This is a genomic window from Nocardia sp. NPDC127579, from assembly GCF_042672005.1.
Lineage (GTDB): Bacteria > Actinomycetota > Actinomycetes > Mycobacteriales > Mycobacteriaceae > Nocardia.
Window position 1 is genome coordinate 1 of record NZ_JBHXVZ010000010.1, and the last position, 20,774, is coordinate 20,774.

The window sequence follows — 20,774 nt, forward strand, 5'->3', positions numbered from 1 at the left end:
CTGCACTCGACAGGGTGTGGGAGAGTAGGACACCGCCGGAACATTTTTGCGGAAGGCCCCCAGCATTTTGTTGGGGGCCTTCCTGCGTTTACGCTGACGAGAAGCAGTCGGTGCGGCTGGTGGAGATGTGCCCAGATGTACTGGTGATCAGGTGTTGATCCAGGTCGGGGGCACCGATTGGACTCACCTCGATCGCGCAGAGCCGATGCTCTACTAATCTGGACCCATGACGCGCATGCCAGCTGTCTATCTCAGTCATGGCGCTCCGCCGCTGGCCGATGATCGGTTGTGGCCGGGGCAGTTGGCGGCGTGGTCGGTGGAACTGCCGACGCCGGAGGCGATCCTGGTGGTTTCCGCGCACTGGGAGGATGCACCCACCACGCTCGGTGCGACCAGCACAGTGCCGCTGGTCTATGACTTCTGGGGCTTCGACGACAAGTACTACCGGGTGCGATACCCGGCACCGGGCGCGCCCGAGCTGGCGTCGAAAGTGCGTACGCTCCTGAACAATTCGGTCCACGATGCGCCTGATCGCGGGCTCGACCACGGAGCGTATGTGCCGCTGGTGGAAATGTACCCGGAGGCCGATGTGCCGGTGCTCCAGATCTCCATGCCCTCCCTCGAACCGGCCGAGCTCTTCGCGCTGGGCCGTAAGCTCGCGCCGCTGCGCGAAGAGGGCGTACTCATCATGGGCAGCGGATTCTTCACCCACAATCTGCGCGAAATGGTGCCCGACACGACCGACGAGCCGGCGCCCGCCTGGTCGGCGGAGTTCGATGAGTGGGGCCGCGAGGCGCTCGCCGCCGGCGATGTGGACGCGCTGCTGGACTTTCAGCACACCGCCCCCGATGCCGTTCGCGCCCATCCGCGCACCGAGCACTTCGCGCCGCTGTTCGTGACCCTCGGCGCCGGGGAAGCCGATCTCGGCGCCTATCGCACAGCGATCGACGGGTTCTGGTACGGACTGGCCAAACGTTCGATCCAACTCGGCTGAACACCATCGTCGGAGGTAGGCGGGAATGGCGACAACCAGAATCGGATGGCACGTGCACGCTCCCCGTTCCGCGGTGTATCGGCTGCTGGTCGACGCGAAATCGGTGCAGAAGTGGCAGGTGCCCACCGGAATGTCGAGTGAGGTGCACGAATTCGAGGCCCACGAGGGCGGCCGGTTCCGGATCACGCTGACCTACGACGACCCGACCGGCACCGGAAAGACCACTGCACAATCCGACACGCACCACGGCCACTTCGTCACCCTGGTCCCGGACGAACAGGTGGTTCAGGTCGTCGAATTCGACAGCGACGATCCCACCATGGGCGGCGAGATGATCATCGCGCTCACCCTCACCGATGCGGCGAACGGCGGCACCGACATCGTCGCCCTCCACGAGAATCTTCCCGCGGGTGTCGACCCGGAGCTGAACGAACTCGGCTGGCGCCTGTCCCTGGCCAAACTCGCCGCCCTCGCCGAAACCGGCCGCCTCCCTTGACTACAGCCGACCGACCGCCGTCGCGGCACAGCCGACCGACCGCCGTCGCGGCACAGCCGACCGACCGCCGTCGCGGCACAGCCGACCGACCGGCCGTCGCGGCACAGCCAACCGGCCGCCGTCGCGGCACAGCCAACCGACCGGCCGCCGCACAGCCAACCGGCCGCCGCCGCACAGCGAACGACCGCCGCCGTCGCCTGCCGTGGACGCAGGACAGCGCTGACGGGCGGGTTCCTAGCGGGCCGCGAAGATGGTGTCGTGGCAATCGGCGACGAGAGTTACGAATTCCGTGGCGGTTTCGGTGTCGAGGACGGCGAACGCCGGGGCCATCATCTCGTCGGTGAGTGCTTCGGCTTGTTCCCAGCGCTGCCGCACCTCGGGGGTGATCTCGGGGAACGGAGCCTGCCAGCCGAACCAGGCGGCTTGGCCGGGGCCGTCGTTGAACGGTGATCCCTTGATCAGCACGGCCTCGAGGGGAGTTACGCCGTGTGCGCGGATCGCCATCAGGTGCACTCCGCCGCGCAGTTCACGCAGGGCATGCGCCAGGTGCAGGACCCGGGCCGGGGCGTCCGCGGCCAGAGGCATGGCCCGCCAACCGGCGAACAGGGCGGCGCCGGACGAATCCGCGCCCCGCACAACGGCTTCCAGTAGTTCCGCGAGTCGCGGGGCCGCCTCGAACGTCGCCAGCTTGCGCCGTCCGAAGTCCTGGCAGGCCGCCAGATATCCTTCGGCAGCCTTGGCTGCGGGGACGGCAGCGGTCGACTCCCAGCCGGTGCGAATCGTGGTCAGCGGCAAGAATCCGAACGCCGAGCACACGACATCGGCGTCCACGTCGCCGAGCACGCCGCCGCGGCCTCGCACGTAGCCGCCCAGGAAGCCGTCCACGCCGGTGCTCGCCGCGAATTCCTTGGCCTCCCTGGAGAACATGAAGCTCCCACCGGCCCGCTGAATCTGATCACTTACCGCTGCCGCGACCGACATACGAACACCTTTCCGATACGAACTCTGCATCCGCAGACTACTCACACCGGCGCGGCCCGGTGATCGCGATTGCGCCTTGGTCCATCCGCATAGCATGTCACCACCGATGCTTCGATTCCGATGAGAGCCGTGCGCACAGTGACTAGGGTCGGGCAGCACAGCCCCGGCAATCGGTCGTGGAACGCTACCGTCGGCGGGCGGCTATAGCCCGAATACAGCGGTCGAAGCCACAGGTGTCGCCCCGAGTATCGGCGTGCCACCGCCTTCGACGATCGTGCCGGGGGCTCGGGCGTTATCGCTGGACTGCGCACCCTTCGGGGCCGCAGGTGTCGTCGCTGTCGCCGAGCACCTGGATCTCCGGTGTGTGATCGCTCCACGCCTGCTCGAGCGCCTGGGTGAACACCTCCGGCGGCTGGGCTCCGGAGACGCCGTACTTGCGATCGATGACGAAGAACGGAACACCGCGCGCGCCCAGGCGAGCGGCCTCGGCTTCGTCGGCGCGCACCGCGTCGGCGTAAGCGTCAGGGTCGGCCAGCACGGCACGAACCTCGGACTCGTCGAATCCGGCGGCGACCGCGACCTGAACCAAGCGCTCGGAGTCGCCGAACAGCGGGCGCTCATCGCTGAAGTTGGCGGCGTAGAGCCCGTCCAGCAGGGTTTCTTGACGCCCCTGGGCGAGGGCGAAGTGCAGCAGACGGTGCATGTCGAAGCTGTTGCCGAAATCGCGTCCGTCGATACGGTAGTCCAGGCCCATCGCCTCGGCCTGCGCGCCGATGCCGCGCTCGTTGGCCGCGGCCTGCGCTTCGCTGATGCCGTACTTCTCGGCGATGTGCGGGATCACCGCGTCGCTGTGGCCCGGGTCCAGGGTGGGATCCAATTCGAAGGACCGATGTACCACTTCGACGGCGTCGCGGTGCGGGAAGTCGCTCAGGGCCTCCTCGAACCGTCGTTTGCCCAGGTAGCAGAAGGGGCAGTTGATATCGGTCCAGATCTCGACCTGTACGGCCATGACACCTCGTTTCACGTCGGCGCGGCCGGGATCTCCGCCGCGAGTGCGTCGGCACCACTGTCTGAAAACGCCCTGACGTGCGCGGATGTTCCCCGGCTGTGATCAGCGGATCACGTCGTCGGCTTGCGGGACGACCGTCGAGGCGGGGACCAGGTTCCAGCCTTCCAGTTGCTTACGGATCTGCTCGGCGGCGTCGATGTTGAGTGGCCCGCTGGTCCACAGCGCGTAGGGCAGGTTCAGGAACCGGCCGGAGGTGACGGCGCGGAGCTGGTTGATGCCGGGTTTGGCGCGTAGGAGCTCGATCTTCTGGGCGAAGGTCTGCGGCGGGTAGTCGACGAACATGATGGCGTCCGGGTCGGCGGCGGCCAGGCGCTCCCAGGAGACCCGGGTCCAGGTGTCGTCCACGTCCTCGAGGATGTTGCGGCCGCCCGCGGCTTCCAGAATGGCCTGTGGCGCACCGAATTTGCCGCTCGAGAAGACGGTGTCGCTGGCGCTGTCGAACAGGAAGATCGTGGGCTTGTGGCCGGCCTGCGGCGCGGCGCGCAGTGCCTCGAGCCGTCGATCGAGATCGGCGGTGAGTTCGGCGGCGCGGTCGGTGCGGCCGGTGATGGCGCCGAGATTGGTGAGGTCGCCGCGCAGCGCGGTCCACGGATCGACGATGCCGCGGGTGCCCGCGTCGGTCCGACGGCAGCTCTCGGTGAGGACGTAGGCGGCGATGCCGTCCTTGCGCAGCGATGCCGGGGTGAGGTTCTTGGCCTCGTCGTAGCCGTAGCTCCAGCCCGCCACCATGACGTCGGGACGCTGCGCCAGCACGGTCTCGCGCGAAGGGTATTCGGGGGCAACCGATTTCAGGCTGTCCAGGGCCGGTCCGTAGTGCCGGCGCAGGGTGTCGGCGTCGCGTTGGACACTCGAGACCGCCACCACCTGGTCCTGTGCGCCCAGTGCCAGCGCCATGGAGACCAGATTGCCGTCGTTGACGAACATGCGCTGGGCCCGCGCCGGGAACTGCGCCTCGGTGTCGCAGTTGCGGATGGTCTGGGTGGCGTCGGCAGGCGGCTGGTTGCCGCAGCCGGCGAGGAGGACGGCCAGGGTGGCCGCGGCCAGCGCTCGGAACATCGGTCTTGCCTTTCGTGAATGCGTCACGCGGACGCGGTGATCAGAAGGTGGGATTCGCCGGTGTCCGGATGCGGGACCCGGATGGCGTGCACCCCGAACACGGTGTCGAGAACCTCGGGGCGCAAAGCGATCTCGGGAGGTTCGAGCGGACTCGCGGAACCGTTGTGCAGCACCAGGATCCGGTCGCAGTAGCGGTCGGCGAGTGCGAGCTCGTGCAGCGCCATGACCACGGTGCGGTTCAGGGTTCTTGTCAGTTCGAGTAGTTCGAGCTGATGGGTGATATCGAGATGGTTGGTGGGCTCGTCGAGCAGCAATATCGGGGTGTCCTGGATCAGTGCCCGCGCGAGCAGCACCCGCTGCCGCTCGCCGCCGGACAAACGCTGCACCGGCCGGTCCGCGAACCCCGCCAGATCGACAGCGGCCAAGGCTGTTTCGATGGACTCCTGTTCGCGCGGCGACCCGGCACCCCACGGGGGCAGGTAGGGAGTGCGACCCAACGCGACGACCTCCCCGGCGCGCAGGTCCGCGGGTGGCCGCACGTCCTGAGTCACGATGGCCACGGTCCGTGCTCGTCGCCGCGCCGAAAGAGAATGCAGGGCAACACCATCCACGGCGACCCGCCCGCGGGCAGGCTTCGTGATCCCCGCGAGCGCGCGCAGCAACGTCGACTTCCCGCTCCCGTTCGGCCCGACGATGCCGACGACTTCGCCGGGTGCGATCTCGAATGAAACATCACCGACGACAACCCGTTTCCCGGTCGCGCAGGCCAGCTGCCACGCGGACAACGCTGCGCCACTCATGATTTCCCGGAGCGGTAGCGACCGTCGCGCGGCTGCGAATCGCCGCGCCCGATCGCGGTTCGCTTCCCCGTAGCCCGTCCTCGCCCGCGTGGGGTTCGGGGGCGTCGCCGGGCGGTCATGATTGCCCGAAGGTGTAGCGGCGGCGGCCGAGCAACAGCAGGAACGTGGGTGCGCCGATGAGGCCGGTGAGCACACCGACGGGTATTTCGGTGGGGCGGCCGAGGGCGCGGGTCGCGGTGTCGGCGACGACGAGGAAGAGTGCGCCGCACAGGGCGGCGGCGGGGAGGAGGGCGCGATGGCGAGGGCCGACGATGAGGCGGGCGGCGTGGGGGATGACCAGCCCGACGAAACCGATGCCACCGGAGACAGCGACCAGGACGCCGACGAGGACGGCGAGCAAAACGAACAGCGCGATTCGCAGTTCTTTGACGGGCACGCCGAGGGCGGTGGCGGTGTCCGCGCCGAACGTGAGGGCATCGAGCCAGCCGCTGGCTGCGACAAGGCCGAGTCCGCTCAGGACGACCACGGCCAGTGGCAGTCCGATGGTGGTCCAGTCGGCGCCGGCCAGACTGCCCAGTAACCAGAACAGCACCGACTGGGCGGCGGCGGGGTCGGAGCTACGGAAGATCAGGTAGCTGCTGAACGCGGCGAACGCCGAGCCGAGCACGGTGCCGGTAAGCACCAGCCGCATCGGGGTGAGTCCGCCTTGTGCGACAGCGATACCGAAGACCAGCGCCGCCGCCGCGAACGCCCCGGCCAGTGCTCCGCCCGTCAGCGCCCAGATTCCGGCCCCCGCGAACAGACCCGAGGTGATCACGGCGGCCGCCCCGACCCCGGCCCCGGAGGAGACGCCGAGCAGATACGGGTCGGCCAGCGGGTTGCGCACGAGGGCCTGCATGGCGGCGCCGGCCAGTGCCAATCCCGCGCCGACGACGGCGGCGAGTACGGTGCGCGGTACTCGCAGCTGCCAGACGATGGTGTCCAGCGCGAGATCGGTCGGGGTGCCGAACAGCCTGTGCTTCAACACCTCGACCACCGCCGACACCGGCAGTGTCTCGGCGCCGAATCCGGTGGCGATGACCATCGCGCCGAGCAGCAGCGCTGCGAGTACCGGCAGCGCCAGCGCGGTCCGGACTCGCACCATCAGCTCTGTGCCCAGAGGTGATCGCCCGGCGTCCGATGACATCGAATTGGGCCGGTGTACTGCCCGGCACGCGGAGACCGGTGGACGAGATGTGTCAGTGGGCGGTGCGAGAGCGACACGCGGCAGGCGAAGTCGTGGGGTCCGCCGAGTATTCGACGGTACGCGCCGATGAGCGATGTCCGCGCGCGGATCATCGTTGGCTCCATAGGCAAGTCGCGGCCTTTCCAGAGTTCGTCTCGGCGGACGAGGTCTGACTTACGCCGCGAGGCGAATCACAGTGGCGCGACCGTTCCGGAATTTCACCGAATTCCCGCACCCGCCGGGGATGACGGGGGAACTCTACCGTGCGGTCGGGTTCGCTGACCTGGCCGGGTTGACCCGTCTCGGTTTCTGTGGCCACAGTGGAGTGATGTCGCTGTTGGACGATCGGCATCCGTCCACCGTCACCGACTACGACGACGCGCGACGCCGGGCCCGCTGGCGAGACACCCGTCTCGGTCACGACTGGCACAGGTTGCGCCGCACCCGGGTGACGCTGGTTCGCCTCGCCGTGGTGCTCGCCGCCGTGCTCGCGCTGTTCGCCCAGTACTGGGTGACCGACGTGGCGCCGGAACGTGCTCGCTTGGCCCGCACCGAGCCCGCTGTGCTCCCGGTCGCGACTCCCGGCGACGAACGGAACTGGGACACCGTCGTGGTCGATCTGGTCGGGCTGGGCAATCTGAACGCGGGCAATACCGCGGCGGCGCTACCCGCGCTGAGCCGGCTCGGGGTGGTGTGGGCGATCAAATACGACAATCGCGGTATCGACACCAAGGTCATCGCGGATCTGATCGTGCGTGCCGCGCTCATGTCCGGCCTGAAGAACATCGTGCTGGTCGGTCACAGTATGGGCGGGGTGATCGCCCTGGAGGTGGCCCGGCACATCCACACCGGCAGCGATCGGCGACTGGTCGGGGTGATGCTGGATTGCACGCCCGTGGACCTGAACGCGGTGCGCGAGGAGAGCCGCACCCGCGGTGAGGACATGGTGCGCTGGATGGGCTGGCTGCCCGGCGCGCGGGAAAGCCGCACGCTCCGCTTCATCGTCGAAATGTACGCGCGCCGTGGCGAATTCGTCGATCGAGGGTTCGACGGCGCACTCGGCATCCGGCTACCGGAGTTCCGCGACGCGGCCGAACGGGTCTTGCACGACAAGATCTTCTCCGACGACGCCGCCAGCAACGGCCTGATCGAAGCGCAGTTCCTGGCGATCGTCGCGGGCGGCGCGGCGCGCGATCTGCGTGCCCTGTCGCGCCCGGTCGAGGGCAAGCCGCGCCCGGCTATCGTCTTCCTGCGCCCGCGCGATGCCGACCGTGACCGTGTCGTCGATGTCGAGTACTCCCATCGGGTGCTGGTCGAACTCGCGGGCGGCGTGGACGGCACTCTCCTGGTGGTGTTTCCATCGAATACCGGACACGCCAACCCAATTCAACGCTCGAATGAGTACAACAAGGTTATTGTCGATCAGGTTTTGCCGTTCCTGCTGCGTTATCAGCGGCAGGTGCGTGAAGCAGCCGGGTCGGCGGCGCCACGCTGAGCATCGTCTCTTCGGGAATATCGAAACAACAACTGATGAACCGCTCATCGATGGCCACATGGGACAGTGCCGCTACGGCATTCCGGGGCTGCCGCCGCGGCAGCCCCGCCCGTAGCCGTTCTAGCACCAATTGGCCTGGCGCTTGCAGATGTACCAGCCGCTGGTGCTGCCGTCGCCACCGCGCGAGTACTCGCTCTGCCGGGGCGAGCGGTTGCCGCCGTCCCGCCAGTGCAGCTCGTAGCCGTTGTCGCCGAAGTGGATGTCGTAGCCGGGCTCGTTGTCGTTGTTGTTGCTGCTTCGCTCGGATCGAGCGCTGGTGTCGTTGTCGCGCCCGGCGTTCGCGACGCCGGGGACGGCGAAGGCCGGTGCCAGCGCGACCAGGCAGAGGGCCGACACCGAGGCGATCCGTCGCGCGTTGCGCGACACGGTATGAGCGTGGGACATGGTTCTTCTCCTTCGGGGTACGTGCAGCGGTCGCTATAGGCAGCGGCTACACGCTGTGTTACGTGCCACTTCCCATCGTACCGTTGAATAACGGCACATTGCTCTCATGGCTGGGAACCCGGAGGGTGTTCGAACCTATGGTGCGGAGGGTTCGGCCGACCTTATCGACCCAGGACTACCGGCTCGTCAACCATTGGTGAACTCCGCGTCAATCGCGGCCGAGGGTGAGTCGCCTTGAAGAGTCAGGGCGATGTCCAGCCGGCCAAGAGAATGCACGGCGGCAGTGCTGAGCAGCGAGATACGCCGGCCAGTCCGCGGTCATCGCCGTCGCTGACCAGCCGGCGAGTTCGGCTAGACGCGCTCGGCGATCGACTTCCGGCCGCTGTCGCCGTCGGATATCGTCCGTTGCGATTCGCTGTTTGCCGGCCAGCGGCGGCGCGGCCAGCACAGCGCCGTGAGGATCAGTAGTACTTCGACCGCGACAATTGTGAACGACACCATCTGTACGTTGGTCATTCGCCGTGTCCCCCCGTCGGCACTGCGTGGCTGACCATATCGTCCTCCCTTGACAGGTCTGCTCGGGCCCGAGCTCGTTCAGCACGGATTCTCCTCGGCTAGGTAGCGGTGGACGCATCGGTAGTCGAACGTCCGGACGCCGCTCTCTACCTACGTGCTCGCCGATCCGGCCTTCGGCACAGCGCCCGTGGCGCACGAAAAGGCCCGGCCACCAGGTGAGGTGACCGGGCCGGTATGGGCGACGATCAGGCGAAATACACCAGGACTCGACCGCTGTTGCCGGGATCGGGCTCCCGGCGTACATATAGCTTTCTGATGTGCTTCTGGTCGAGATAGGTCAGCACGCGGCGCTGGAGCTGTCCTGAACCTTTGCCGGGAATGATCTCGGCGACCGGCTCACCCGACTGTGCGGCTCTGAGTAGGAACTGACGCATCGCGGTATCGATATCGCGGTTGCTGCGGAAGATCGGGTGCAGATCCAAACTGAGCACGACGAGTTCTCCTGGCGTAGAAGGGTGTCCGGATACTTCTGCAGGCTACTTACCGCGTCCGTCCCGGCAGGTGTTCTCAGCAGTGGGAAGGCTCGCGTTCTCTGTGACGCCAGAATTGCGACCGTGAGTATGGAGTCGGTCGGCCTGCGGGATCGTATTCATGGGGGGCCCTATCGAATCCGCCACGCTGTGGGCATCCGCGTGTTCCGCACCGCGGCGGGTGTGCTGGCGCTGGCCCTGAGTGCCATTGTGGCACTGGTCGGTACGGTGGGGCGCGATCGGCGGAGCCGCCGGAACCGGGTGTGCGCCGTTGTGCCCACTGCTGCTCTGTGGGCCGCCGGAGTGCGGGTGCGGCTCGAGGACGGGTCGCGCGTGCGCGACCACCGTCCCGCGGTTTTCGTATTCAATCACCAGAGTCAGCTCGATGCCTTGGTGATCGCCTGGGTCCTGCGGCGCGACTTCACCGCCGTGGTCAAGCAAGAAGCGCGCCGCTACCCCATATTCGGTTATCTGATGGACTTCATCGGGGTGTTGTTCATCGATCGAGCCAAGCCCGCGGCGGCGATCGAGACCCTCCGACCGGCTGTCGATTTGCTCCGTTCGGGCGTGGCCGTGGCGGTAGCGCCGGAAGGGCAGGTGTCGCCGACAGCCAGCCTGCGCGCATTCAAGAAGGGGGCCTTCCATCTCGCGATCCAAGCCGGAGTGCCCATTGTTCCGGTCGTGATCCGCAATGCCGGTGCCGTGCTCTGGCGCAGTTCCGCGCTGGTGGATCCGGGTGAGATAACGGTGACCCTGCTACCGCCGATCGACACCCGGGATTGGCGCGTAGACAGCATCGACGAGCACGTCCGTCGAGTACGTGCGATATTCGAACGAGAGCTTGCTGACAGCGCGCCCCCGAACGGGACAGCGCACGATGCATGACGACGAATAGCCCCCACGTGCGGGTCGGCGCCCCTCAATGGCTGAGTCGGAAGCCGTAGCCGCGGACGGTCGTGATCAGTCCGGGCCGGTTGAGCTTGTTCCGTACCGCGTTCAGGTGCACGTCGAGCGTGCGTGAGGCCGGGCGGGCGGCGTCGCTCCAGAGGTGATCGGTCAGTTGTTCGCGGCTCACCGGGCAGCCCTGCCGCTCCGCCAGCACCCGGATGAGTTCGAACTCCTTGCGTGTGATGTCGACCGGGACGCCGCCTGCCTCGACCGTGCGTTCGTCGAGGTCGATCCGCACGTCACCGGCGGTCACCTGGCTCGGGGCGGGACGGGGCGGGGGAACTCGGCGTGCGATCGCCTCCAGCCGCGCGATGAGTTCGCGGACACCCGGTGGTTTGACCATGTAGTCGTCCGCGCCGCAGCGCAAGGCCCGAATAATGGACCGCTCGTCCTCGGATGCGCCGAGGGCGACCACAGGCATGTTGCTGACCATACGAAGGTTGCGCAGCAGGTCGACGCCGCCGGTGAGCTCGAGGTCCAGGATTGCCGCGTCGTACCGTCGGTGGGAGCCGAGGAGATTCGAACTCCCGACCTCGTAACAGGTGTTGTGTCCATATCTGGACAGCGACTCGGCCAAAGCCCGGCCGAATGCCTCGTTGCCTGCCGCCACGCTCAATTTCATGCTTGGATCTCCTTCCCCTCTCGCGCGCGGTCCGATTATTTCGAATTGCCACTGCTGGGAAGGGCGGGACCGTTTTGACACTCTCTTGAGAGAAACTCTGCATAGAACCTGGTAGAAACGCGTTATGTAGCTCTTTGCACGACCTGTCGTTGATTGCTCGACCAACCCCCTGTGGATCCGGTATGAATATTCGTCTGGTTCAACCCGAGACGGCCTTTTCCGATATCGCGCTGCCGAGTCCGAGCATGCTGCTGTGTGCGTTACGTGGCCACCATGTGCGCGGGCACCTCTGTGGGTGGGCGCGAGCACTTGCCGTAGTGCACGGCGAATTGCGTAGCCATCCTGAGCGAATGGCCGAGATGGGCTGGTACCGGGGCGAGTTGGTGACGCGTATCAACGGGTGGGCGAGCCGGCATCGGCGGCCCACGGCCGGAGCGATCGAACACGAGGAGAGCCTCGGTGACGTCATCGATCGCATCGCGGTGGTCGCGGACCGGGCGTTTCACCTGCTGATGACCGATGATCCCAGCGGGGAATTGATGCACGCGGCGTGGACTCGGCTGGCGGAGGAGGAGGTCGCCTACGGCGACCTGGTGCGTGCGGTGGCGGACGGTCGCCGCAGCCTGCCGGATGTCCCGGTCTGTCTGTGGAAGGGCTACTTCGGCAGCTGAAGACGACGAGCGGCCACCGGGCGGTAAATGCTGTCCCGCGTGCGCGATTCGGCATGTCGCTCGATGGCCTTGGCAATCTGGCAGTGCGTATTTCCTCGGGGTTCGCGAGCTTCTCAAGAATGGGAATGTGTGATGGATCACGTCTGTATGAGAATTGCTACGGCAAGATCACCCTGATGAGGCAAGGGGAACCGGATGGAACCGGCCACACTCGACATGACATCGCTTCCGGCCGATAGCGCCCTGATTCGCCGGGGTATGTGTGATACCCCGCCACCCTATCCCTCCGGTTGGTACGCCGTCGCGTTCGGTAGTGAGCTGAAGCCCGGCGGATTGCTCTCGAGTACCTTCATGGGACGCGAGATAGTGGTGTATCGCACCGGTTCCGGGACCGCGCACGCGATCGAAGCGTATTGCCCGCACCTGGGTGCGCACTTCGGCGGTGGCAGCGTCGAGGGCGATGATATCCGTTGCCCGTTCCACGGTTTCAAATTCGGGGTGTCCGGTGCCTGCGTGTACTCGCCCTACGGCGCCGCGCCGCCGGCCGCCCGCATGGGTGTACTCGAAGTGCGCGAGATCTCCGGCATGGTCATGGTCTGGCACGGTCCCGCAGGCGAGATTCCCTGGGAGATAGAGGAACCGGAAACCGGTCCGGGTTGGCGCGCGATGCGGTTGCGAACGGCGGTGGTGCGTACCCATCCGCAGGAGATGACCGAGAACTGCGTCGACATCGGACATCTGATCGTGTTGCATGGCTTCGACAAGGTACGGGTGATCGATCCGTTCGTCACCGAGGGCCCTCGGGCGCGGATGCGCTACGCGTTCAGTACGACGATTCCGCTGATCGGAAGCATTGATACCGAGATTCGCATTCTCGTCGACGGACTGGGTTTCTCGGTGGTCGAGACGAAGGCGGCCGGCTGGCAGATGCGCCAACTGGTCGTCGGCACGCCGATCAACGAGCGTGAAGTTGTCGTCCGCGCGTGGACGAGTGTTCGCGGCCGGGGGAACAGCCCGCTCACCCGCATCCTCTGGCGGCCGGTCGACGCGATTCTCGACCGTGTGCTCTCGCACGAGATGTTCGCTCAGCTCATTCGTGACGAAGTGATTTGGGAGCGAAAGAAATATCTGAATCGGCCCGCGCTGGGCGCCGGCGATGGACCGATCAGCAAGTTTCGCGTGTGGTGTCGGCAGTTCTATCCCGACCAGACGAACTGAGAGGCTTCCATGTCCGTTCTCAACTCGGGTCCGGTCGCCAGTGGCCCCCTTGCGGACCGTGGGATCCAAGACGGACCGCACCCGTTTCCCACGGGGTGGTTCACTGTTGCCTTCGCCGACGAGATCGCTCCTGGCGCCGTACTGGCGCGTACCTTCATGGGGCGCGAAATCGTCTTGTTCCGAACGGTTTCTGGGAAACTGCACGCCACCGAAGCGTATTGCCCACATCTGGGCGCGCACCTGGGACGCGGTGGCCGGGTATACGGCGAGACAATCGAATGTCCGTTCCACACATTCCGGTTCGATGGTCAGGGCACCTGCGTTTTCACTCCGTACAAGGCTGCGTCGCCACCTCCGGCCGCGCGGCTCGGAATACTGCCGGTGTGTGAGGTCTTCGGTATCGCACTGGTGTACAACGGTGCGCCCGGGAAGCCGCCGTGGGAAATCGATGTGCCGTCCGATGACGGCTGCTGGCGCCCGCTGCACAAACGCAAACTCGAGCTTAGCCACAGCCATCCGCAGGAGATCGCCGAAAATGGCGTCGACTATGGGCATTTCACTGAGTTACACGGCTTCAGCACGTTCGAAGTGGTGTCTCCGTTGCGGTTCGACGGACCGCGGCTGCGGTCGGTCTGTCGTACTACCCGGCCGACACCGGTCGTCGGTCCGATCGGTGTCGAGATAGACATTCGGGTGGATGGACTCGGATTCTCGGTGGTCGAGAGCACTTTGGATATCGGCTGGAAGTTCCGCCAGCTCGTTCTCGTGACGCCCACGGTCGGGCGCCATCAGGCTGTGCACATTGCCACGAGCGTGCATCGCCGTTCGACCTCGCGCATCGTTTCCCGATTTCTGTCCCCGTTCGAATGGATACTCGGGCGATTCATTCTCGAGTTGGTGACCATCGAGTTCCATCGGGACCGGGTGGTCTGGGAGAACAAGAAATACATGGCCAAACCCGCGCTGGCGCAGGGCGATGGCCCTATCCACAAATTTCGCCGATGGGCGAATCAGTTCTATCCGGAGTTGGAAGATGTCAACGCAGGCAAGTAGTTCCACGGCCACTGTCGATTTGGTGCGCACAGCACGGGGGATACCTGTGATGTGTGCCCCGTTGGCGCTCATCGCCGGAGTGTGGGCCGCTGGTGTCTTCGTGCACACGACCGTGCACGGGTTCAGTTGGACTCAGGCCGTGACCGCCTTGTTCCTGGCGATCAATATCCTGGTCTGCGCGTGGGAGATGATCCTCTACTTCTACGCCGACGAGGTCGTCGCGGAGTACACCAGAAGTGTCGCGGTGGAGAAGCAGACCACCTTCCGGCAGATCGGCCGGATATTCAGTGCCCGGCAGGGCCATGCCGGCCTGAGTCCCCGCTATTGGGCGAAAGTGTGGGCCTACTACGCGCGACTGGACCGCTCGTACATCGATCGCTCGTCGTTCGGGTTCATCGCGGACACAGGCAACGGGTTCTCCACTCTCGTCCCGAGCATCTTCACTCTCGTCATGATGACCTGGCAGGTCGTGCCCGCGCAGTGGCTCGGCATAGTCATTCTGGCGTCTCATTACCAGATGGCCTACGGTGCAGTCGCCTATTTCTTCGCCTACATCCTCAACCGCCGCGGGCGTGGCCATCGGCGGGCCATCCTGTTCGTGCTGGTCGGTCTGTCCAACTCGATCTGGATCGTGCTCCCGGCTTGGAGCATGGTCGCGGCCGTGCAGATGATTCTCAGTGGGACATATTCCGCCGCGGGACTCTGAGCCGGGGCAGTCCATCGGCGAGACAACGGTTCCGCTCAGCGCTGGAAAGCTGAGTGCTGCGCGGACCGCTAGCCTCGTGGCATGGTCCAGCCCCGATCTCTCGAGGACCTGATTCAGTACAACCGCCTGAACAAAGCGTTCGATCCGGCGATCCTGGTCGAGCTGGCTGTCTGTCCGGCCGAGCCGATATGGCGGTGTGGCAGCGCGACCCGGACATCGCCGAATTGCGGCTGTGGGTGGAGAGTTCGGCATCCTCGGCGGGGCGCTTCGCCGCGCGGACGGACGCCCTGCACATGGTCGCGATGCCGGCCCGGAAGCCCGAGTCTCACCGGCGGTCCAGCGGCTCGGCGGCGAGGAAAGCGGGTCGCAAGTCGGGATCGGGCGCGTCGTAGTACCGATGAAACGTCGGTGTCAGGCTGGCGGAGATGGGTGGGTTGATCCAGGTCCAGTCGGTCGGACAGGCACGGCCTGCTGCGGTTTCGCGGTCCACGTGCAGGCAGAACTGTTTGGCGACGGCGTGATGGTCGACGATGCGCACACCGGCTCGGTCATAGGAGTACAGCACGGCCCGGTTGACCTCGATCAGCGCTAGATCGCGCCACAGTGTGCGTTCGCGTCGCTGATCCAGGCCCATCAGTTCGCCGATGAGCGGCAGCATGTTGAAGCGGTTCGAGTCGGTGAGGTCCCGGCCTACTTCGGTGCCCAGGTAGTGTCCGTTGAACGCCACCGTGTACGACATTCCGCCCACCTCCAGCGTCATGTTCGAAATCGCAGGCACCGCATGCCATTTCAGCCCCAGGTCGGCGAACCACTCGAATTCGGGATGTCGGATCGGGACCTCGAGCACCAGCCCGTGCGGGTGCTCGAACCATTCGATATCGCCTCGGGGGGTCCGAATCAGCAGCGGCAGTAGATCGAACGGCGTGTGTGCGCCGTGCCATCCCAGACTCGTCGCGAGTTCGGTCACGCCCAGCTGATCGGGGTCGCCGGTGACTGTTCCGTCGCTGTTCCGGTAGCCCGCGTAACGGATGAGCTGCGGGCTGATGATCCGGAAGTCGGCGCGGTCGGGTCGGCGCGGCGGTCCGACGGCGATCATCGGGCGTATCGCACCGCCATTGGTCGCCGATTCCAGATATTCCCAGCACTTCTCGGCCAGTTCGCCCGCGGTGGTCACCGCCCGTGCGTCGAACAGGGTCAGGCCGTTCCACATCGCCCGGCCTACGCAACGATCGGCGTTGCGCCAGGCCAGACGCGCTCCGAGGGTGATTTCATCGGCCGTCTGCCGATAGGCGCCGAAGGCCCCGAGTTCGGCCAGGGCAGCGGCGCGCCGGCTCGGGCCCAGGGCCGCTGATTCCGGTAGTCGATAGAACTGCTCACACTCGCGAAGACGGCGATCCATCTCAGTGTCGGTTCGTACAGCCAACCGAGTCTCCCGAATGTAGAGGGTGGAAGCGAAGAGTACGCTCAGCGGTTGCTCATCGGCCTTCCCACCTGCGGGAATCGCCCACGATGTTCCGTGATGGTGACTGAAGGTTTCGTCCGTAGGCCCCGTATCGCGCCACCACGGCCACCCGGCGGGGAGGTGGCGCTTGCCGCACCGCCGGAGCTGGAGCGGCCGATCCCGGCCAGCCTGTTCATGCGATTACTGCCGATGGTCATGGTGGTCGCCGTGCTCGGCATGATCGCGATGATGGTCATGATGGGGCGTAGCCTGCTGGCCAATCCCTACATGATGATGTTCCCGATGATGCTGATCATGTCGATGTTCGGCATGTTGGCGGGAATGCGCGGTGGCGGCCCGAAGAAGGCTGCCGAGCTGAACGAGGAGCGCAAGGACTACTTCCGCTACCTCGAGCAGGTGCGCAACGACGTGCGCAAAACCGGTCGGGCACAGTTCAAAGCGCTCCTGTGGAGCCACCCGGCCCCCACGGACCTGCAATCGATAGTCGGCACCAGGCGGATGTGGGAGCGGCGACCGGGTGACCCCGATTTCGGGCACGTGCGGGTAGGGATCGGTAGTCATCGCCTGGCCACCAAACTGGCACGACCGGAAACCGGGCCGCTGGAAGACCTGGAACCGGTGTCCACGGTGGCGCTGCGCCGGTTCGTGCGTACCCATGCGGTGGTGCACGGCCTGCCGACGGCAGTCTCGCTGCGCGCGTTTCCGGCTGTCAATATCGGAGGCGAACTCGACGCCACTCGCATGCTGGTGCGCTCGATGCTGATGGAATTCACCACGTTCCACGGTCCCGATCACGCCGCGGTCGCCATCATATGCGCAGATCCGGACGCTGAAACGTGGTCCTGGGCGAAATGGCTACCGCACCTCCAGCATCCGGTGGAGCGCGACGGCGTCGGGCCGGCTCGGATGATGTACCGGTCGCTGGCCGAGTTCGAAACCGCCATGGGCCCCGATCTCCTCGAACGTGGCCGGTTCACTCGCAACGCGCAATCCACCGGCAGGGTGCATCTGCTGGTCGTCATCGACGACGGATTCGTCAGCGGTACCGAAAGGTTGGTCAGCGACGCCGGATTGGATGCGGTGACCGTGCTGGATCTGACCGCGCCCGAGTCCGGGCTCGCCGTGCGACGCGGTCTGCAGTTGGTTGTCGCCGACGGGATGGTGGCCGCCAAATCCTCTGTGGGAGTGGAGAAATTCGCCGGGCCCGACCTGGTTACCGCCGCGGAAGCGGCGGCCCTGGCGCGAGATCTGGCGAGATATCGCATCGCGACCGCGGTCCAGATGATGAATCTGGACGATGATCGTCGCGCCGATCCGGGATTGATGGCGTTGCTGAAGATCTCCGACGCAGCGCAGATCGAGCCCGCTGTGGTCTGGCGCCCGCGCAGTGATCGGGAGCGGCTCCGGGTTCCGATCGGTGTCACACCCGACGGTACGGCGGTGGAACTGGACATCAAGGAGGCCGCCGAGAACGGCATGGGACCGCACGGATTATGCATCGGTGCAACGGGTTCGGGGAAGTCTGAGTTCCTGCGCACCCTGGTGCTGTCCCTGGTGACCTCGCACTCACCCGATCAGCTGAACCTCGTGCTGGTCGACTTCAAAGGCGGCGCGACATTTCTCGGCCTCGATGCGCTGTCTCACGTGGCCGCGGTCATCACCAACCTCGAGGAAGAACTCTCGATGGTCGACCGGATGAAGGACGCGCTGTCCGGTGAGTTGAATCGCCGACAGGAATTGCTGCGCTCGGCCGGCAACTTCGCCAATGTCACCGAGTACGAGAAGGCGCGGGCCACCGGAGCTCGGCTCGACCCGCTGCCGGCGCTGTTCATCGTGGTAGACGAGTTCTCCGAATTGCTCTCGCAGAAACCGGATTTCGCGGATCTCTTCGTGATGATCGGACGACTCGGCCGCTCGCTGCGGGTGCATCTGCTGCTCGCGTCGCAGCGGTTGGAGGAGAACAAATTGCGGGGGCTGGACTCGCACCTGTCCTATCGGATCGGCCTGCGCACGTTCTCGGCCAACGAATCCCGCGCTGTGCTCGGCATTACCGATGCCTACCATCTGCCCAGTGTGCCCGGGTCCGCGTATCTCAAGAGCGATGCCGCGGAGCCGGTGCGGTTCAACGCGAGTTACGTTTCGGGTGAGTACGTCTCGCCCAGCGGCGCGAAGCAAGTGGCCGGGCGCGCCGTCGGCGGGCAATCCGTGGTGGTTTTCACAGCGACGAAGGTCGAGCCGGATACGGATGCCGTTGCCGAGTCGGCGCGGGGGCTGCCGGGGCTGCCGCCGCCCCCGACTGCGGCGGATCTGGAATCGGTTGCTACTCCCGCTATTTCGGAGTCACTATTGAGCGTTGTGGTCGATCGACTACGTGGGCACGGCCGCCCGGCGCACGAGGTGTGGCTGCCGCCGCTGGACGAGTCACCGTCGGTGGACATGCTGTTGCCGGACCCGGATTGGCACTCCGAGGTCAACCGGCACGGTCGGCTCTGGATGCCGATCGGCGTCATCGACAAGCCCTACCAGCAGCGGCGCGATGTCCTCGTGATCGACGTGGCCGGTGCGCGTGGCAATCTCGCGGTCGTCGGCGGGCCGCAGTCTGGCAAGTCGACGACCTTGCGCACCATCATGATGTCCGCGGCGGCGACGCACAGTCCGGAGCAGATCCAGTTCTATTGCCTGGACTTCGGTGGCGGCACGCTCACCGGGTTGGCGGATCTGCCACATGTGGGGTCGGTCGCGAGCCGATCGGAGACCGATCGCGTCCGACGCACGGTTGCCGAGGTCACGACGTTGCTGCGGGAGCGGGAGGAACGTTTCCGGGCACTGGGTATCGATTCGGTCCAGGAGTTCCGCGATCGCAAAGCCCATGCGGCACAGCTCGATTCCGTGGAGCGTCGATCGGATCCGCTGTCCGAGGACCTGTTCGGTGATGTGTTCTTGGTGGTGGACGGCTGGTCGACGGTGCGCGCCGAATTCGAATCGCTGGAGCCGCAGCTGAACGCCATCGCGGCGCAGGGACTGTCCTACGGCATCCACCTGATGATCTCCGCGGGACGGTGGGCCGAAATCCGCCCCGTCGTCAAGGATCTCATCGGCACGCGACTGGAGCTGCGCCTCGGCGATCCGGCGGATTCCGAGACCGACCGGCGCACGGCTGTTCTCGTTCCGATCGGGCGGCCCGGTCGTGGCCTGACCCCGGACCGGCTGCACATGCTGATCGCGCTGCCCCGCCTGGACGCGGTGTCCGACCCGCTCACGCTGACCGAGGGAATCTCCGAGGCCAGGCTGGGGCTGAACAAACTGTACGGAGGCCGGCGCGCCCCCGAGGTTCGGATGCTGCCGGCTGAGATTCCCCACGATCGCCTGGTGGCCGAAGCGCGGCAGCGCGGTCTTCGGCTCGATCAGACCAACGTGCTCATCGGCGTCGGGGAGAGCGACCTGTCGCCGGTGATCCTGAACTTCGAGGCACAGCCGCACTTTCTGGCCTTCGCCGATGTGGAGTGCGGCAAGACCACACTGCTCCGCAATATCCTGATGGGCCTGGCCCAGAACGCCACCGCGGAACAGGCCCGGGTGATCCTGATCGACTATCGCCGCACCATGCTCGGCGTGCTCGAGGGGGCACAACTGGCTGGATACTCCACTTCTGCGCAGACCTCGGGCCCGATGATCAAGGAGGTCGTGGCGTATCTGGCCAAACGCATGCCGGACAACGACATCACGCCGCAGCAGTTGCGTGAACGGAGCTGGTGGAGCGGCCCCGAACTCTATGTCGTCGTCGATGACTACGAGATGGTGGTCACCGGCGGACGCAACCCGCTCGAGCCGCTCCTGGAACTCCTGCCGCAGGCGCGCGATATCGGGCTGCATCTGATCATCGCGCGTCGGTCCGGCGGTGCCGGCCGGGCGCTCTACGACAAGGTGCTCGGCAGTCTGAAGGATCTGTCGGTCGATGCCCTGCTGATGAGTGCGCCGAAGGACGAGGGGAAGATCCTCGGCGACATCCGCTCGGCGAAGCTTCCACCTGGGCGCGGTCACCTGGTGTCGCGGAGCCGAGATACCGAAATGGTTCAGGTCGCCTATCTGCCGCGATTGTAGAAATAATCATGAAAGTCAAATGGAAGACGTTCCCCGAATTGGGAATACGTCTTTCGTTGACAGCCTGAAGGTTGATCCTTCATCCTTGTTTCGGTCAGATTACTGATCGCCGAATGAAAGGAATGGAAGATGGCTTCAGGTCCCGGAAACCATGACGTCAAAGACGGCAAGGGTGCGCCGCTGGAGGAGTTCCAGATCACGGCCGAAGAGGCAGCTCGCCTGGCGCGCGCCTTCAAATGCGCGAAGGCTGATCGTTAAGTTTTGAGGGGCGATGTTCGGGCGACTCGTGTCGCCCGAACATCGCCACAGAAGGGAGCGGGTCTTTGCGCGTCCGGAATGCTCGTCAAATGGGGCCGGACCGAGCGGTCGGAATATTGCGGGAAGAGT

The 20,774-nt window shown here is 65.7% G+C and carries 20 protein-coding genes, 1 pseudogene and 1 riboswitch; of the genes and pseudogenes, 11 read left to right on the forward strand and 10 right to left on the reverse strand.

The window, feature by feature from the left end; translation table 11 throughout:
- Positions 1–226 precede the first annotated feature (226 nt).
- Together ACFVMC_RS28620 and ACFVMC_RS28625 are read left to right on the forward strand one after the other, a co-directional pair.
- Positions 227–994 (forward strand): dioxygenase, encoded by a 768-nt coding sequence (locus ACFVMC_RS28620; protein WP_379215342.1) that lies wholly within the window; start codon positions 227–229, stop codon positions 992–994.
- Between the two features lie 25 nt (positions 995–1,019).
- On the forward strand, positions 1,020–1,490 hold the full coding sequence (locus ACFVMC_RS28625) for an SRPBCC domain-containing protein (protein WP_379215344.1): 471 nt from the start codon (positions 1,020–1,022) through the stop codon (positions 1,488–1,490).
- A 234-nt stretch (positions 1,491–1,724) separates the two neighbouring features.
- Here the strand turns inward: ACFVMC_RS28625 and ACFVMC_RS28630 are convergent, their stop codons facing one another.
- The 5 genes from ACFVMC_RS28630 to ACFVMC_RS28650 all read right to left on the reverse strand — a co-directional run bounded on the left by ACFVMC_RS28630 (position 1,725) and on the right by ACFVMC_RS28650 (position 6,540).
- A complete protein-coding gene (locus tag ACFVMC_RS28630; RefSeq protein ID WP_379215346.1) occupies positions 1,725–2,471 on the reverse strand; it encodes a hypothetical protein in 747 nt (248 codons plus the stop codon).
- 292 nt (positions 2,472–2,763) lie between these two features.
- Positions 2,764–3,480, reverse strand: coding sequence for a DsbA family oxidoreductase (locus ACFVMC_RS28635; protein ID WP_379215348.1), 717 nt, complete (start codon positions 3,478–3,480; stop codon positions 2,764–2,766).
- A gap of 102 nt (positions 3,481–3,582) precedes the next feature.
- Complete coding sequence (locus ACFVMC_RS28640; protein WP_379215349.1) at positions 3,583–4,596, reverse strand: ABC transporter substrate-binding protein; 1,014 nt, start codon at positions 4,594–4,596, stop codon at positions 3,583–3,585.
- A 23-nt stretch (positions 4,597–4,619) separates the two neighbouring features.
- Positions 4,620–5,396: an ABC transporter ATP-binding protein gene (locus ACFVMC_RS28645; protein WP_379215351.1), complete on the reverse strand. Its 777-nt coding sequence runs from the start codon at positions 5,394–5,396 to the stop codon at positions 4,620–4,622.
- Between the two features lie 115 nt (positions 5,397–5,511).
- Positions 5,512–6,540 carry a FecCD family ABC transporter permease gene (locus ACFVMC_RS28650; RefSeq protein WP_379215353.1) on the reverse strand — a complete coding sequence of 343 codons (1,029 nt, stop codon included), beginning with the start codon at positions 6,538–6,540 and terminating at the stop codon, positions 5,512–5,514.
- Positions 6,541–6,787: 247 nt separating this feature from the next.
- Positions 6,788–6,852: riboswitch (cobalamin riboswitch) on the reverse strand.
- Between the two features lie 97 nt (positions 6,853–6,949).
- On the opposite strand from ACFVMC_RS28650, the gene ACFVMC_RS28655 reads away from it, so the two are divergent.
- The gene (locus tag ACFVMC_RS28655; RefSeq protein WP_379215355.1) at positions 6,950–8,116 is read left to right on the forward strand and encodes an alpha/beta fold hydrolase; all 1,167 of its coding nucleotides are present in this window, start codon (positions 6,950–6,952) and stop codon (positions 8,114–8,116) included.
- Between the two features lie 120 nt (positions 8,117–8,236).
- On the opposite strand, the gene ACFVMC_RS28660 is transcribed toward ACFVMC_RS28655, so the two are convergent.
- From ACFVMC_RS28660 to ACFVMC_RS28670, 3 genes are all read right to left on the reverse strand, one after another.
- Entirely contained in the window at positions 8,237–8,560 is a 324-nt protein-coding gene (locus tag ACFVMC_RS28660; RefSeq protein WP_379215357.1) for a hypothetical protein, read from the reverse strand.
- Between the two features lie 351 nt (positions 8,561–8,911).
- Positions 8,912–9,076 (reverse strand): hypothetical protein, encoded by a 165-nt coding sequence (locus ACFVMC_RS28665; protein ID WP_379215358.1) that lies wholly within the window; start codon positions 9,074–9,076, stop codon positions 8,912–8,914.
- Between the two features lie 245 nt (positions 9,077–9,321).
- Positions 9,322–9,567, reverse strand: a complete 246-nt coding sequence (locus ACFVMC_RS28670; protein ID WP_379215360.1) for a Smr/MutS family protein — start codon at positions 9,565–9,567, stop codon at positions 9,322–9,324.
- Between the two features lie 348 nt (positions 9,568–9,915).
- Here ACFVMC_RS28670 and ACFVMC_RS28675 point away from each other — a divergent pair, with 348 nt between their 5' ends.
- A complete protein-coding gene (locus tag ACFVMC_RS28675; RefSeq protein WP_379215362.1) occupies positions 9,916–10,491 on the forward strand; it encodes a lysophospholipid acyltransferase family protein in 576 nt (191 codons plus the stop codon).
- Between the two features lie 34 nt (positions 10,492–10,525).
- Here the strand turns inward: ACFVMC_RS28675 and ACFVMC_RS28680 are convergent, their stop codons facing one another.
- Positions 10,526–11,176 carry a response regulator transcription factor gene (locus ACFVMC_RS28680; protein ID WP_379215364.1) on the reverse strand — a complete coding sequence of 217 codons (651 nt, stop codon included), beginning with the start codon at positions 11,174–11,176 and terminating at the stop codon, positions 10,526–10,528.
- A 350-nt stretch (positions 11,177–11,526) separates the two neighbouring features.
- Between ACFVMC_RS28680 and ACFVMC_RS28685 the strand changes: the two genes are divergently transcribed.
- From ACFVMC_RS28685 to ACFVMC_RS28705, 5 genes and pseudogenes are all read left to right on the forward strand, one after another.
- Positions 11,527–11,847, forward strand: coding sequence for a hypothetical protein (locus ACFVMC_RS28685; RefSeq protein ID WP_379215366.1), 321 nt, complete (start codon positions 11,527–11,529; stop codon positions 11,845–11,847).
- A 258-nt stretch (positions 11,848–12,105) separates the two neighbouring features.
- Positions 12,106–12,363, forward strand: a pseudogene (locus ACFVMC_RS28690) (Rieske 2Fe-2S domain-containing protein); the annotation flags it as partial.
- A 51-nt stretch (positions 12,364–12,414) separates the two neighbouring features.
- Positions 12,415–13,065: a hypothetical protein gene (locus tag ACFVMC_RS28695; protein WP_379215702.1), complete on the forward strand. Its 651-nt coding sequence runs from the start codon at positions 12,415–12,417 to the stop codon at positions 13,063–13,065.
- Between the two features lie 9 nt (positions 13,066–13,074).
- Positions 13,075–14,118, forward strand: coding sequence for an aromatic ring-hydroxylating dioxygenase subunit alpha (locus ACFVMC_RS28700; RefSeq protein ID WP_379215368.1), 1,044 nt, complete (start codon positions 13,075–13,077; stop codon positions 14,116–14,118).
- Positions 14,119–14,167: 49 nt separating this feature from the next.
- Positions 14,168–14,824, forward strand: a complete 657-nt coding sequence (locus ACFVMC_RS28705) for a hypothetical protein (protein WP_379215370.1) — start codon at positions 14,168–14,170, stop codon at positions 14,822–14,824.
- 325 nt (positions 14,825–15,149) lie between these two features.
- Here the strand turns inward: ACFVMC_RS28705 and ACFVMC_RS28710 are convergent, their stop codons facing one another.
- On the reverse strand, positions 15,150–16,223 hold the full coding sequence (locus ACFVMC_RS28710; RefSeq protein WP_379215372.1) for a nitric oxide synthase oxygenase: 1,074 nt from the start codon (positions 16,221–16,223) through the stop codon (positions 15,150–15,152).
- 120 nt (positions 16,224–16,343) lie between these two features.
- Between ACFVMC_RS28710 and eccCa the strand changes: the two genes are divergently transcribed.
- Both eccCa and ACFVMC_RS28720 read left to right on the forward strand, forming a co-directional pair.
- On the forward strand, positions 16,344–20,387 hold the full coding sequence (eccCa, locus tag ACFVMC_RS28715; RefSeq protein WP_379215373.1) for a type VII secretion protein EccCa: 4,044 nt from the start codon (positions 16,344–16,346) through the stop codon (positions 20,385–20,387).
- Between the two features lie 129 nt (positions 20,388–20,516).
- Positions 20,517–20,645, forward strand: coding sequence for a hypothetical protein (locus tag ACFVMC_RS28720; RefSeq protein ID WP_379215375.1), 129 nt, complete (start codon positions 20,517–20,519; stop codon positions 20,643–20,645).
- Positions 20,646–20,774 lie beyond the last annotated feature (129 nt).

Excerpts from the sequence above, each read along its gene's own strand:
- ACFVMC_RS28685 (WP_379215366.1), top strand. The coding sequence starts at position 11,527 with ATGGCCGAGATGGGCTGGTACCGGGGCGAGTTGGTGACGCGTATCAAC.
- eccCa (WP_379215373.1), top strand. The coding sequence starts at position 16,344 with ATGGTGACTGAAGGTTTCGTCCGTAGGCCCCGTATCGCGCCACCACGG.
- ACFVMC_RS28635 (WP_379215348.1), bottom strand. The coding sequence starts at position 3,480 with ATGGCCGTACAGGTCGAGATCTGGACCGATATCAACTGCCCCTTCTGC.
- ACFVMC_RS28710 (WP_379215372.1), bottom strand. The coding sequence starts at position 16,223 with ATGGATCGCCGTCTTCGCGAGTGTGAGCAGTTCTATCGACTACCGGAA.
- ACFVMC_RS28630 (WP_379215346.1), bottom strand. The coding sequence starts at position 2,471 with ATGTCGGTCGCGGCAGCGGTAAGTGATCAGATTCAGCGGGCCGGTGGG.
- ACFVMC_RS28720 (WP_379215375.1), top strand. The coding sequence starts at position 20,517 with ATGGCTTCAGGTCCCGGAAACCATGACGTCAAAGACGGCAAGGGTGCG.
- ACFVMC_RS28700 (WP_379215368.1), top strand. The coding sequence starts at position 13,075 with ATGTCCGTTCTCAACTCGGGTCCGGTCGCCAGTGGCCCCCTTGCGGAC.
- ACFVMC_RS28645 (WP_379215351.1), bottom strand. The coding sequence starts at position 5,396 with ATGAGTGGCGCAGCGTTGTCCGCGTGGCAGCTGGCCTGCGCGACCGGG.
- ACFVMC_RS28665 (WP_379215358.1), bottom strand. The coding sequence starts at position 9,076 with ATGACCAACGTACAGATGGTGTCGTTCACAATTGTCGCGGTCGAAGTA.
- ACFVMC_RS28640 (WP_379215349.1), bottom strand. The coding sequence starts at position 4,596 with ATGTTCCGAGCGCTGGCCGCGGCCACCCTGGCCGTCCTCCTCGCCGGC.
- ACFVMC_RS28660 (WP_379215357.1), bottom strand. The coding sequence starts at position 8,560 with ATGTCCCACGCTCATACCGTGTCGCGCAACGCGCGACGGATCGCCTCG.
- ACFVMC_RS28650 (WP_379215353.1), bottom strand. The coding sequence starts at position 6,540 with ATGGTGCGAGTCCGGACCGCGCTGGCGCTGCCGGTACTCGCAGCGCTG.
- ACFVMC_RS28705 (WP_379215370.1), top strand. The coding sequence starts at position 14,168 with ATGTGTGCCCCGTTGGCGCTCATCGCCGGAGTGTGGGCCGCTGGTGTC.
- ACFVMC_RS28625 (WP_379215344.1), top strand. The coding sequence starts at position 1,020 with ATGGCGACAACCAGAATCGGATGGCACGTGCACGCTCCCCGTTCCGCG.
- ACFVMC_RS28620 (WP_379215342.1), top strand. The coding sequence starts at position 227 with ATGACGCGCATGCCAGCTGTCTATCTCAGTCATGGCGCTCCGCCGCTG.
- ACFVMC_RS28655 (WP_379215355.1), top strand. The coding sequence starts at position 6,950 with ATGTCGCTGTTGGACGATCGGCATCCGTCCACCGTCACCGACTACGAC.
- ACFVMC_RS28680 (WP_379215364.1), bottom strand. The coding sequence starts at position 11,176 with ATGAAATTGAGCGTGGCGGCAGGCAACGAGGCATTCGGCCGGGCTTTG.